We start from the raw sequence: 12,731 nt of genomic DNA on the forward strand, positions 1-12,731 counted from the left end.
ATCGTACACCCCGAGCCTGGGTGCAGGCTCACCGCCCGGCCGATCCGCGCGGATCGGCTCAGTCTGCGGCCGGGACGTCCGTGGGCATCGTCGCGACCGCGGCCAGGACCGCGTCTGCCCCGGGGCCCACGGTCAGCCGCAACGCCCGGGTGAACGCACGCCGGTGCACCGCCTGCTCGACGCACGCGGTGGTCGGGTGTACCCAGGAGCCACGGCCCGGCAGGCGCTGAGCCACGTCGGGGACGAGCTCGCCCTCGACCGCCACCACGCGGAGCAGGGCCGAGCGCGGCTCGCGACGTCGACAGCCGACGCAGGTCCGCACCGGTTCCATCCGGATCAGTCCGATTCGAGGATCGAGTCCGGCTGGATGTCGATCTTCGCGCCGGTGAGCTTCGCGGCCAGACGGGCGTTCTGCCCCTCCTTGCCGATCGCGAGCGACAGCTGGTAGTCCGGGACGAGCGCGCGGACGGCCTTGAGCGACTGGTCGATCACGTACGAGCTCGTGACCTTGGCCGGCGAGAGCGCGTTCGCGACGAAGGTCGGCAGGTCAGGCGAGTAGTCCACGATGTCGATCTTCTCGGCCCCGAGCTCGTCGGTGACGGCACGGACACGACGGCCGAGCTCACCGATGCAGGCACCCTTGGCGTTGATGCTCGGGTCGTTCGCCTTCACGGCGATCTTCGTGCGGTGACCCGCCTCGCGGGCGAGCGACACGATCTCGACGATCCCGGAGGCGATCTCCGGGACCTCGAGCGCGAACAGCTTGCGGACGAGCCCCGGGTGCGTGCGTGACACGGTGATCTGCGGACCCTTCAGGCCCTTGGACACACTCGTGACGTAGACCCGGATGCGCGCTCCGTGCGGGTATTCCTCGCCCGCGACCTGCTCCTCGGGCGGCAGCATCGCCTCGATCGTGCCGAGATCGACGTGGATCATGCGCGGGTTGGGGCCCTGCTGGATGACGCCGGCGATGATGTCGCCCTCGCGTCCCTTGAACTCACCGAGCACCGCGTCGTCCTGGATGTCGCGGAGGCGCTGGAAGATGACCTGCTTGGCGGCGAAGGCGGCGATGCGACCGAAGTCGTCCGGAGTGCTCTCGGCCTCGCCGATGAGGACGCCCTCGTCGTCGAACTCGGGGACGAAGACGCCGACGTGGCCGGTCTTGCGGTCGAGGTGGACCCGAGCCGCCGGCACCTCGGTGCGAGACGCAGGCTCAGCACCCTCCGTGCTCTTCAGGTACGCACTCAGGATGGCCTGCTCGATGATCACGACGAGCTCCTCGAAGGGGATCTCCTTCTCGCGTTCGATCGACTTCAACAAACCGAGATCGATGTCCATCGATGGCCTCCTCTATTCAACTGATGGTGCCGCGGCAGGACGTGCAGCGGCACGACGGGCATGCTGCTGCCGTGCTGCCGAACCCGTCTGTCTACGGTACCGGATGCCGACGGGTACGTCATCCACCCAGCTGGGAAGCGGCCGCGCGTCCAGGAGGCCCGCTCCCCCGGCTCGACCGCCGCTTCGAGCGGGTGACATGATTGCCCCATGGTCTTTGGCGAGCTGCGGAACGTCATGCGGAGCACGCGCGTGCGGATCCTCATCGCGATCCTGCTCGCGACGACGCTCGCGATGACACTCGTCGGCGTGTCGACCTACACGCTCGGACGCCAGCAGACCCTGGCGACGATCGACGCCCGGCTGGAGCACAGCGCCGAACTCATCGCCTTCATGGTCGTCGGGTCCGGGAACTCGGCCGACGCCCCCGCGACCAGTGACGCAGCCGTCGACGCGGTCATGCGCCGCTGGATCTTCGCCGAGGACGAGACCGCCGTCGGCATCCGTGCGGACGGTTCGACGGTCCCGCCGAGTGCGCCCTCCGCTTTCCGCCTCGACGACGACCCGGCACTCCTCGACGCCATCACCGCGCGTGCGTCGCGCGGCGTGGTGACCGGTGAGGCCGACGGTGAGCGCACCGTGCGGTACGCGATCATCCCGGTGCAGGTCGTCGGCGACCCGAACCTGGCCCACGTCGTCATCGCCACCGACGTCCACGCCGCCCTCGCCGAATCGCGCGGGGTGCTCACGGTCGAGATCGTCGTCGCCGTCGTCTGCCTCCTCCTGTTGGGGCTCGTCGGGTGGCAGCTCGCCGGCGGACTCCTCCATCCGATCAGGCTGCTCAGGGACGCCGCGGCGCGCATCACGGAGTCCGACCTCGACGAACGGATCCCGGTCGTCGGTCGGGACGACGTCTCCGAACTCACCAGGACGGTGAACGGGATGTTGGACCGCCTCGACGAGGCCTTCACGAGCCAACGCCAGCTGCTCGACGATGTCGGTCACGAGTTGAAGACGCCGCTGACCATCGTTCGCGGGCACCTCGAACTCCTCGACCCGTCCGACCCGGCGGACGTGGCCGCGACCCGCGACCTCGCGCTCGACGAGCTCGACCGCATGAGCTCCCTGGTCGCCGACATCACGGAGCTCTCGACCGCCGGCCTGGCGTCCACGCTCGATCGCGAACCGGTCGACGTCGCGTCGTTCACGGCCTCCGTCCACGACAAGGCGACGGCGATCTCGACCGACCACACCTGGGTCCTCGGCGACCAGGCCGAGCTCACCGCCGACGTCGACTCCGGCCGACTCGCGCAAGCCTGGCTGCAACTCGCCGACAATGCGGCGAAGTACTCGCCGTCCGGCTCGACGATCGTCATCTCGAGCCGGTTCGACGAGACGGACGACCCGGCGCTCGTCCTCTCGGTCTCCGACGAGGGTCCAGGCGTGCCGGAGGCGCTCCGCGAGCGCATCTTCGACCGGTTCACGCGCGTCAGCGGTGGGCGCGGGGTCGCCGGCTCGGGCCTCGGGCTTTCTATCGTGCAGGCCATCGCCGCCGCGCACGGCGGGTGGGCCGAGGTCGAGGACGGCGACGGGCCCGGCTCCGTCTTCAGCATCCGGCTGCCGCTCGCGGTCGCCGAGGAGGACGAGGACGCCGAGACGGCCGTCGAGCTCGATCCCGACGAGACCGCGGCGATCCCCCGGGACGCGATGGCGCAGGCGATCGCCCTCCGCGAGGCACAGGCGGCCATGGACGCGCAGGCCGCCCTGGAGCCTGCGGCGTCACCGACGGAGTCGTCATCGGTGCACGAGGATGCGGTGGACGACTTCCCCGACCTCGTCGACACCTCCGCACGGCGTCGCTCGACGGAGGGCGGCGCATGAGTCGGATCCTGGTCGCCGAGGATGAGACGCGCATCTCCGCATTCGTCAGCAAGGGCCTCCGCGCCGCGGGACATACGGCCGACGTGACCGTCGACGGTTCGCAGGTCGTCGAGCTCGCCGAGAGCGGGGACTTCGACCTGCTCGTCCTCGACATCGGGTTGCCGGGCGTGGACGGGTTCGAGGTGCTCAAACGGCTGCGCGACGACGGCAACGAACTGCCCGTCATCATCCTCACCGCCCGCGATTCCGCCCGAGACCTCGTCGCCGGTCTCGACGGCGGGGCGAACGACTACATGTCGAAGCCGTTCCGGTTCGAGGAACTGCTCGCCCGCATCCGCCGCCGACTGGCCGAGCGAGGGGCGACCGCGCCCGCCGCGGTCGAAGAGCGTCTGTCCGTCGGCCGACTCGAACTGGAACTCCGCGAGCGCCGGGTGCTCGTCGACGGCGTCCCCGTGGAACTCTCCACGCGGGAGTTCGCCCTCGCCGAAGAGTTCTTCCGTCACCCCGACCAGGTGCTCAGCCGCGAGGAACTCCTCAGCCGCGTGTGGGGCTATGACTTCGACCCCGGCTCCAACGTCGTCGACGTCTACGTGCGGTACCTGCGGAACAAGATCGGCAAGGACGCCATCGCCACCGTCCGTGGAGCGGGATACCGCCTCAGCACCAGACGGTGACGGCCGTCACCCGACGAGGATGACGGCCGTCGACGTGCTGATCCCGGCTAGAGCGACAGCTCGCTGATCGCGACGCGTTCCTTCGTCCCCGCGGCACGGTCCCAGAGCTCGACGAAGCCTTCAGTGGCCTCACGGCCGACGACGACCACCACCGGGACACCGATGAGCTCGGCGTCGCCGAACTTGACGCCAGGAGACACCTTGCCGGTGCGGTCGTCGTACAGGACGTCCTTGCCGGTTGCCTCGAGCGACGCGACGAGGGACTCGGCCACCTCGAAGATGGCCGCATCGCGACCGGCGGCGACCACATGGACGTCGAACGGTGCCACGGCCTTCGGCCAGATGAGTCCACGCTCGTCGTTGTTGCCCTCGGCGATGATCGCGAGGATGCGGGTGATGCCGATGCCGTAGGAGCCCATCGTCACCGTCACGAGCTTGCCGTTCTCGTCGAGCACCTTGAGACCGAGGGCCTCCGCGTACTTGCGCCCGAGTTGGAAGACGTGACCGATCTCCATGCCGCGCGCGAGTTCGACCGGACCCGAGCCGTCGGGCGCGGGGTCGCCGGCGCGGACCTCCGCGGCCTCGACGAAGCCGTCGGCGGTGAAGTCGCGCCCGGCGACGAGGCCGAGGACGTGCTGCTGGTCGACGTTCGCCCCCGTGATCCACTGGGTGCCGTCGACGACGCGCGGGTCGAGGAGATACCGGATGTCCGTGGCCGACTCCTCGCCGAGAACGGGGCCCTGCGGGGACCACGGACCGATGTAGCCCTTGACCAGGCCGGAGTGCTTCGCGAAGTCGGCGTCGGTGGCGGCCTCGACCTCGGCCGGGCTGAAGGCGACCTCGACCCGCTTGAGGTCGACGTCGCGGTCGCCGGGCAACCCGATGACGACGAGCTCGCGCGTGCCGTCGAGGTGGGTGAGCGCCAGGACGACGTTCTTCAGCGTGTCGGCAGCCGTCCACGGGCGACCGTCGTCGCGCGGGTGGCGGTCGTTCGCGAGGTCGACGAGGGTCGCGATGGTCGGGGTGTCCGGCGAGTCGAACACGGTCGCCGGGGCGAGTCCGTCGACGGGACGGGCCTCGGGGACCTCGGTGGTGTACGCCTCGACGTTCGCGGCGTACCCGCCGGCGGAACGGACGAAGGTGTCTTCACCGACCACGGTGGGGTGCAGGAACTCCTCGCTCCGCGAACCACCCATGGCTCCGGCGTCAGCCTGGACGATCACGTACTCGAGACCGAGGCGGGTGAAGATGCGCTCGTAGGCGTCCCGCTGCGCCTGGTAGCTCGCATCGAGCCCGGCGTCCGATACGTCGAAGGAGTAGGCGTCCTTCATCGTGAACTCGCGGCCTCGGAGCAGGCCGGCCCGGGGCCGAGCCTCGTCGCGGTACTTGTCCTGGATCTGGAAGATCGACAGCGGCAGGTCCTTGTAGGAGGAGTAGAGGTCCTTCACCAGGAGGGTGAAGACCTCCTCGTGCGTCGGCGCCAGCAGGTAGTCGGCCCCCTTGCGGTCCTGGAGCCGGAACAGCGCGTCGCCGTACTCCTCCCACCGCCCGGTGACCTCGTAGGGCTCGCGGGGCAGCAGCGCGGGGAAGTGCACCTCGAACGCGCCGGCGTTCGCCATCTCCTCACGGACGATGGCCTCGATCTTGTTCTTGACCCGCAGCCCGAGCGGCAACCAGGCGAAGACACCCGGTGCCTGGCGGCGGATGTACCCCGCCCGCACCAGCAGGCGGTGACTCGTCACCTCCGCATCGGAGGGGTCTTCACGGAGCGTACGGAGGAAGAAGTTCGAAAGGCGCGTAACCACCTGTCCATGCTAGTCCGTCGGGGCACGGACGCTCCTGACCCCTACCAGGGACGCTCGGCGAAGTTGCCGTTGTCGTTGTTCCGCCCGCGGTTCCGCGCGTCCTCCGTGGACTTGTCCTGCTGCGCGTCCTGGCCGGCGTCCTTCAGACGGTCGACCTTGCCGTCGACCTCGCTGTCGCCAGTGCCGCTCGATCCGCCCGAGTCGGCGTCGCCCTGGCCGGTGTCCGAGGGGTCCTGCTGGTCCTGCCCGCCGGAGCGGTCACGCTGGTCCGCGGCATCCTCGCGCTTCCGGTCGATGCGGTCGCCGGTGTCCTTGAGGTTTTCGCCGGGCGTGCCCTTGGGGTCGATGGCGTCGGGCTCCTGCCCGGCTCCGCCTTGATCGCCCTGGTCCCCCTGGTCACCTTGATCACTCTGGTCCCCTTGGTCGCCTTGGTCGCCCTGGTCGCCCTGACCACCCTGGTCGCCTTGATCGCCTTGATCGCCTTGATCGCCTTGGCCACCCTGATCACCTTGATCGCCCTGGTCGCCCTGATCGCCCTGGCCACCTTGGTCGCCCTGCTCGTCCTGCCCACCCTGATCACCCTGGTCGCCCTGGCCACCGGCGTCCTGCTGATCCTCCTGGTCTTGCTGGTCCTGCTCCTCCGACCCGCCCTCGAAGCAGCCCTCACCCTCGTCGACGATGCGCTTCGCGGTGTCGTACAGGTTGATGGCGCCCTGGAAGAACCGACCCTTCACGTACTCGTCGGCCTGCGTCTCGTACGCACGCGCAAGGTTGACCCGGACGATGCACGAGGTCTCCTCGGTGGGCGCGAGTTCGAGTGCTTTGGCGAGGTCGTCGGTCCCCTGCACCCAGTCCTGCCCGACGGCGGCGGCGGTGCCGCGGTCGAACCAGGCGATCCACGGCTCGACGACGTTCGCCGTCTGGAGGTGCGAAGCACTCAATTGCGCCCCGGAGTAGTCCTCGGCGCGGTACCCGGAGATCGCCGCCTGGGCCACGACCGGCAGGCTGACGAGCTTGACGCCGACGGTGAGCGCCACGAGGACGAGCGGCAGCGACCACCAGAAGAGTCGACGTCGCAAGCGGACCACCTCGCTCGGAGCCAACGGTCGACGCCGCGGTTCCTCGATCAGCGGCCGTGGCTCCGGATTGCGCGGCTCGGTCTCGGCCTGGTCGGACCGCAGGCGATCGTCGAAGAGCGTCATGCCCGACTCCCCTTCGTCCGTCGCAGTTCACCGAGCGCCGCCACGATCGCCGGGATCTCCGTGAGGAGCAAGGCACCGAACGCGAGGGCGAACACCCAGTACAACTCATCGGTGCGCCGGATGTCCACCTCGTCCTGCACCGTCACGCCGCCGACGGCGAGTCCGTCGAGGACGTCGTCGAGCGACGCGCCCGGCGTCCTGACCTCCGCTTTCACTCCGAGCTGTGACGCGATCGTCTCGAGCGCCCCGGGGTCGAGACGCGACACCGCGGGCTCCCCCGTCGAGTAGTCCTGGATGTAGCGCACGCTGCCGTCCTGGTACCCCGAGAACTCGCGCATCGTGCCGCCGGCCTCGGTCCCGTAGCCGAGGACGCCTCCTCCGCCGATGAGCGGCGCGATCGATTCGAACGACTCGGGTTCGGTGCCGCTCGTCTGCTCGCCGTCGCCCAGGTAGAAGACGATCCGGTTCCGGCCGGGCTCCTGCTCCTCGGCCTTGGTCAACAGGGTGGTCAGATACTCGACCGGTTCGTCAATGCTGCTCCCCCGGGAGTAGGTGGTGACCTCCTGCGTCATGGCCTCCGTCGCCGAGCGCAGCGCCGTCGCATCGGTCGTCAGCGGCATGCGCTGGACGGTGACGGCGTCGAAGGTCACGAGCGCGTAGCGGGCGCCCGCCAAACGGTCGGCGATGCCCGTGATGTCGGCCTTCGCGCCGTCGAGCCGGGTCGGTGGTTGCGGTGCGCCGTTCTCGTCCGTGCCGGGCAGGGTCTCATCCGACCAGTCCTCGGCCGCCATGGAACTCGTGGTGTCCACCACGAAGTACACGTCGAGGTCGCCCATCGCCGACGGGGGACGGTGGTTCCCAGGGATGGTCGGACGGAGCGCGATCACGACCAGGACGAGGACCATCGCCAGTCGGGCGATCCAATGCCAGGCACCGGGCCGCCGGATGCCGGCGAGGAACTGCCAGCCGGCGAACGCTGCGAGGACCACACCGAACACGACGAGGGCCCAGATCGGGAGGACGGGGTTGATCGTCATCGGCGCAACCTCCAGGCGAGCAGCATGAGCAGCGCGAGGCCGCCGAACGCCGCGAGGACGAAGACCAGCGGCTCGTCGACCTGGACGAGCTGCTTCGCACCCTTCAGGGTCTTCGTCTGCTCCGCCGTGATCTGCTGGACGATGCCGCCGACCGCGGCGGGGTCGGCAAGCGCGTAGTAGTCGCCGCCGGTCGAGGTCACCACCTCGTCCATCTCCGCGGCCAGGTCGTCGAGGTAGTCCTTGCTGCTGACGTCGCCGGGGTTGATCCCGTAGACGGTGACGTCCTGGGCCTTCGCGTACTCGCCCGCCTCCTGCAGCGTGAGGATCGGTTCGCCGGCGACGTAGTTGTCGGTCGCGAGGACGATCGACCGCGACCGCTCCTCGCCGACCTGGTCGAACCGCATGACGCACGAGCCGAGACCGTCGCCGATGAGCGAGGAGCCGTTGCCGAGGTCCGTGCCGTTCCAGTACTCGTAGTCGCTCTCGGGCGAGGTGAGGTCTTCGACGAGGTGGTCGAGTTGGGCGGTCACGTAGTCGTAGTCGCTGGTGAGCGGGAAGTAGGTCGTCGCGGACGCGTTGAACAGCACGAGCGCGATCCGTTCGCCGTCGAAACGTTGTACGAGGGATTCGAACACCCCCACCAGGGCGGCGTCGTACTCGGTCATCGAACCGGACACGTCGAGGCACAGCACGATGTCGCGGTTCCGGAGCTCGGGCTGGAAGACTGTGGTGCTCACCACGCGTGACCCGAGCGCCGTACCGGCCAGCAGCAGCACCGCCACCGCGGCGATGGTCGCGACGACCAGCCGTCGGTACCGCGTCAGCGCCCGGCGGTAGCCCGGAAGCGCGGTGAGGCGCCCGGAGTGGGCGACCCACAGCGGCTCCTGGTTCGCCTTCCGACGACGGCCGGCGCGCGTCGCGAGCACGGCGACGGCGACCACGGCGGCGACGGCGAGGAGCCAGACGAGCGGCATCCACCAGTAGATCAGCTCCATGTGGTCACCACCTGTCGCGCGAGCGCGGCGGCATCCGGGACGCTCCCCGTCTCCGCCTCACGGAACTCGACCGGGTAGTAGGCGGACACGGCACGACTGAGCGGCGCGAGCCCCGCGCGGTCGAGGTCGGCGAGGGTCATGACCTGGGCACGGACGCCACTCGACTCGTGGGCGTACATCCGGAGGATCGCGCCGAGCCGCTGATGCGCTCGTCGGGTGCTCAACCCACCCTCGGCGTGCTCCTGCTCGATCTCGCCGATGAGCCCCAGGTAGCGGTCCCGCAGCAGGGTCGGCGACGGCGGAGGCGTCGGTCGGGGCGCGCTGCCGCGGGCGCGTCGGCGAACGTGCGCGAGCATCCAGACGTACCACCCGATCACGAGGGCGATGAGCACGAGTCCGATGACCGGCCAGAGGAGCGTGTACTGGACCGGCGCGTAGTAGCCGTTATCGCCGGGCATGACGGTGGGCCTCGAGGAGATGGAAGAGCACGGGGATGACGTCGTCGGCCCCGGTCACGCGCTGACCGCTGATGCCGAGCGCTTCGAGCTGGTCGAGATGGCGGGCCGTGGCGTTCCGGACGGCGTCGGCGAACTCCCGGCGGAGCGCGTCGTCCGACCGGACGAAGGCCGGCAGGGACCGCTCGTCGGCGACGTCGACCATGGACCGGCTGGTGTAGTCGGCGCGCATGAGGTCGGCGTCGCCGACGGAGATCCACAACACCTCGTGCTGTGCGTGCAGGCGGCGGAGGATCGCCGAGCGCCGCGGCGTGATCTCCTCGTCGTCGGAGACGATCACCAGCAGGCAGCGCTGCGTGACGGAGCGCGCCGCGAACCCGAGGAGTTCGTCGAGGTCGCTCTGCGGTGCTTCGAGGGACGCACGCCGGTCGATGTGCTGCAGGAGGCGCTCGAGCGCGGACTCGGTGCCCGCCGGTCGCACGAGCTCCGGTGCCGCCGCGTCGCCGGCGACCAGACCGACGAGGTCGCCGTGCCGGATCGCGAGGTACCCGAGGATGCCCACGGCGAGGATCGCGACCTCGCGTTTGGTGCTGCCGCCTTCGGCGAGCGCCGCGAGGTCGCGCCCGGTGTCGACGGCGAACAGCACGTGGTGCTTCCGGCTCGCGATGTAGCGCTTGACGAGCGGCGTGCCGTGCCTGGCGGTCGCCTTCCAGTCGATGTCCTTGATCTCGTCGCCTGGCGTGTACTCGCGGAGGTCGTCGAAGTCGAGGCTCCTGCCCTGGAACACCGATCGGTACTCGCCGTCGAGCATCCCCCGCACGCGACGGTGGGCGTGGATGAAGAGTTTCGACTTCACCCGGTGGAGCAACGGAGCGGACATGGTCCTACGGCGCCTGGACCGCACCGAAGACGGCGTCGATGATGGTCTCCACCGAGACGTCGTCGGCCGCGGCCTCGAAGTTGAGGATGATGCGGTGTCGGAGCACCTGGTGCCGGTAGCTCTTGACGTCCTCCGGGATGACGTGGTCGCGGCCGGCGAGGATGGCGAGCGCGCGGGCGACGGTGCTGAACGCGATGCTGGCACGCGGGCTGGCCCCGTAGTCGATGTAGCTCGCCAGCTTGGGCGGGAGGTAGTCACGCGCGTGGCGGGTCACGTAGACCGTCTGCACGATGTAGTTGAGGATCGACGCGTCGAGGTACACCCGCTTCGCGAGCGACTGCAGGAACAGCACGTCCTCGAGGCTCACGCCCTCGCGGTGCTGGTCCGTCTCGTACAGACCGGAGTTCACGCGGCGGACGATCTCGGCCTCCTCGCCGATCGTCGGGTAGTCGAGGACCTCCTTCAGGAGGAAGCGGTCAAGCTGGGCCTCGGGCAGCTGATACGTCCCCTCCTGCTCGATCGGGTTCTGCGTGGCCAGCACGAAGAACGGCTTCGGCAAGGGGTAGTGCGTCCCGCCGATAGAGGTCTGTCGCTCCTGCATCGCCTCGAGCATCGCGCTCTGGGTCTTCGCGCTCGAACGGTTGACCTCGTCGAGCAGGACGAAGTTGGCGTGCACCGGACCGAGCTGGGTCTGGAACGCGCCGGTCCTGGCGTCGTAGATCTGCGTGCCGATGATGTCGCTCGGCAGGAGGTCCGGCGTGCACTGGATGCGCTTGAAGGACGCGTTCACCGCTTCGGCGATGGACTCCGCCGCCGTCGTCTTGGCGAGGCCGGGGACGCTCTCGAGCAGCACGTGCCCGCCGGAGACGAGGGCGGCGAGGAGCGTGGTCCGCAGCCCCTGCTGCCCGACGACCTTGGCGTCGTACGCGCCGACGATCTCGGAGAGGATGCTGCGCGCCCGTTGCAGCTCGGCGGGCGCGATGGGGGTGCTCGGTGTGAGGGTCACTGGTCTCCCTGGCGAAGCGGGCGGTCCGGCCGGATGACCGTCGAACGCGGTGCGCCGGGTGGAACCCGGCGGTCCGGACAGTCTACGTGGCCGGATGCGCCGGACGGGTGCATCGGCAACCGGATGGCCACCCCGGCGTCGGACGCCGTTCGCCCGGTGTCCCCCTCCCGGCCACCGCGGATTCCTACCGTGGATCGATGACACACGCAGCGAACGCTCAGCTCCACACGGGCGACGGGGCGACGGCGATCGTCCCGGTCCGGGGCGGTTCGAAGGGGATCCACCGCAAGAACCTGCGGACGGTCCGCGGCACCACCCTGATCGCCCGCTCGGTCGAAGGACTCCTGCGTTCGGCTGGTGTCTCGCGGGTGGTGGTCACGACCGACCACCCGGACCTCGCAGCCGCCGCCGCCGCAGCCGGTGCCGAGGTGATCGACCGTCCTGCCGAACTCGCCGAGGACAGCACCTCCTCCGAAGCCGCGCTGCTCCACGCGCTCGGCGTCCTCGCCCGACGTGGCGAGCTGAGCCCGGTGACGGTGTTCGCGCAGGCGACGTCGCCGTTCCTCGACGTCGAAGCGCTCGACGACGCCGTCGCATCGGTCGCCGCCGGGCGAGCGGACTCCGTCTTCGCGGCGGTGCTCGACCACGGTTTCCTCTGGACGGAGAAGGCGAAGGGCGCCCGAGGGATCGGTCACGACCATCGCGAGCGCCCCCGGCGGCAGGACCGTGCCCCGCAGTATCGCGAGACCGGGTCGTTCTACGTCTTCGACACGAACGGCTTCCTCGACGCCCGTCACCGCTTCTTCGGCCGGATCGCACCGGCTGTCACCCGGTCCTTCGCCGCGCTCGACATCGACGAACCGGAGGACCTCCTCGTCGCCGAGGCGATCGCCGGACTCGCCGAACGCCAGCTGGGGATCCCGTCGGGCTCGGAGCACTCGGAGCACCACCTCGACGTCGACGCCGTCGTCACCGACTTCGACGGGGTGCACACCGACGACCGCGCCAGCATCGACGCCGACGGTGTCGAACGGGTGAGCGTCCATCGCGGTGACGGCCTCGGTGTCCGCCTGCTGCGCGAGGCCGGGCTGCCGTTCCTCATCCTGTCGACCGAACGGGTCCCGATCGTCGCCGCGCGCGCGGCCAAACTCGGCGTCGACGTCGTGTACGGGTCCGCCGACAAGGCGAGCGCGCTCCGCGACTGGGCCGCGGCGAACGGTGTCCTGCTCGAGCGCATCGCCTACCTCGGCAACGACGTCAACGACATCCCGGCCCTCGAGATCGTCGGCTGGCCCGTCGTCGTGGCCGACGCGCACCCGGCCGCGAGGGCCGTCTCCAGGCTCGTCCTCAAGCGCCGCGGCGGCGACGGCGCCGTCCGTGAACTCGCCGACCTCATCCTCGCCGCTCGCGCGGCCACCCACCCAGAACAGCTGTCCCCGCCGCAACCGAACGGAGCATGAC

At 69.9% G+C, this 12,731-nt stretch carries 12 protein-coding genes; 3 read left to right on the top strand and 9 right to left on the bottom strand.

Annotated elements, in window-relative coordinates; translation table 11 throughout:
- Window positions 1-58: 58 nt before the first annotated feature.
- A complete protein-coding gene (locus tag ITJ57_RS12840) occupies window positions 59-331 on the bottom strand; it encodes a YlxR family protein (RefSeq protein WP_194670514.1) in 273 nt (90 codons plus the stop codon).
- Between the two features lie 5 nt (window positions 332-336).
- Window positions 337-1,338 (bottom strand): transcription termination factor NusA, encoded by a 1,002-nt coding sequence (gene nusA, locus ITJ57_RS12845; protein WP_194670515.1) that lies wholly within the window; start codon window positions 1,336-1,338, stop codon window positions 337-339.
- 207 nt (window positions 1,339-1,545) lie between these two features.
- Between nusA and ITJ57_RS12850 the strand changes: the two genes are divergently transcribed.
- The gene (locus ITJ57_RS12850; protein WP_194670516.1) at window positions 1,546-3,216 is read left to right on the top strand and encodes a cell wall metabolism sensor histidine kinase WalK; all 1,671 of its coding nucleotides are present in this window, start codon (window positions 1,546-1,548) and stop codon (window positions 3,214-3,216) included.
- Window positions 3,213-3,890, top strand: a complete 678-nt coding sequence (locus ITJ57_RS12855) for a response regulator transcription factor (RefSeq protein WP_194670517.1) — start codon at window positions 3,213-3,215, stop codon at window positions 3,888-3,890. Before ITJ57_RS12850 ends, ITJ57_RS12855 begins: the two co-directional genes overlap by 4 nt.
- A 47-nt stretch (window positions 3,891-3,937) precedes the next feature.
- On the opposite strand, the gene ITJ57_RS12860 is transcribed toward ITJ57_RS12855, so the two are convergent.
- The 7 genes from ITJ57_RS12860 to ITJ57_RS12890 are packed head-to-tail and all read right to left on the bottom strand — an operon-like array spanning window position 3,938 to window position 11,270.
- Window positions 3,938-5,695: a proline--tRNA ligase gene (locus ITJ57_RS12860; RefSeq protein ID WP_194670518.1), complete on the bottom strand. Its 1,758-nt coding sequence runs from the start codon at window positions 5,693-5,695 to the stop codon at window positions 3,938-3,940.
- A gap of 41 nt (window positions 5,696-5,736) precedes the next feature.
- Entirely contained in the window at window positions 5,737-6,897 is a 1,161-nt protein-coding gene (locus ITJ57_RS12865) for a hypothetical protein (RefSeq protein ID WP_194670519.1), read from the bottom strand.
- Window positions 6,894-7,934, bottom strand: coding sequence for a VWA domain-containing protein (locus tag ITJ57_RS12870; RefSeq protein ID WP_194670520.1), 1,041 nt, complete (start codon window positions 7,932-7,934; stop codon window positions 6,894-6,896). The genes ITJ57_RS12865 and ITJ57_RS12870 overlap by 4 nt, the downstream gene beginning before the upstream one ends.
- On the bottom strand, window positions 7,931-8,929 hold the full coding sequence (locus ITJ57_RS12875; protein ID WP_194670521.1) for a VWA domain-containing protein: 999 nt from the start codon (window positions 8,927-8,929) through the stop codon (window positions 7,931-7,933). The genes ITJ57_RS12870 and ITJ57_RS12875 overlap by 4 nt, the downstream gene beginning before the upstream one ends.
- Window positions 8,920-9,387 (bottom strand): hypothetical protein, encoded by a 468-nt coding sequence (locus tag ITJ57_RS12880; RefSeq protein ID WP_194670522.1) that lies wholly within the window; start codon window positions 9,385-9,387, stop codon window positions 8,920-8,922. Before ITJ57_RS12880 ends, ITJ57_RS12875 begins: the two co-directional genes overlap by 10 nt.
- Window positions 9,374-10,264 (bottom strand): DUF58 domain-containing protein, encoded by an 891-nt coding sequence (locus ITJ57_RS12885; RefSeq protein WP_194670523.1) that lies wholly within the window; start codon window positions 10,262-10,264, stop codon window positions 9,374-9,376. Before ITJ57_RS12885 ends, ITJ57_RS12880 begins: the two co-directional genes overlap by 14 nt.
- A 4-nt stretch (window positions 10,265-10,268) precedes the next feature.
- Window positions 10,269-11,270: a MoxR family ATPase gene (locus ITJ57_RS12890; RefSeq protein WP_194670524.1), complete on the bottom strand. Its 1,002-nt coding sequence runs from the start codon at window positions 11,268-11,270 to the stop codon at window positions 10,269-10,271.
- Window positions 11,271-11,467: 197 nt separating this feature from the next.
- Here ITJ57_RS12890 and ITJ57_RS12895 point away from each other — a divergent pair, with 197 nt between their 5' ends.
- Window positions 11,468-12,730: an acylneuraminate cytidylyltransferase gene (locus ITJ57_RS12895; RefSeq protein WP_194670525.1), complete on the top strand. Its 1,263-nt coding sequence runs from the start codon at window positions 11,468-11,470 to the stop codon at window positions 12,728-12,730.
- Window position 12,731 lies beyond the last annotated feature (1 nt).

The sequence above is a fragment of the Plantibacter sp. VKM Ac-2880 genome, assembly GCF_015351235.1.
GTDB lineage: Bacteria > Actinomycetota > Actinomycetes > Actinomycetales > Microbacteriaceae > Plantibacter.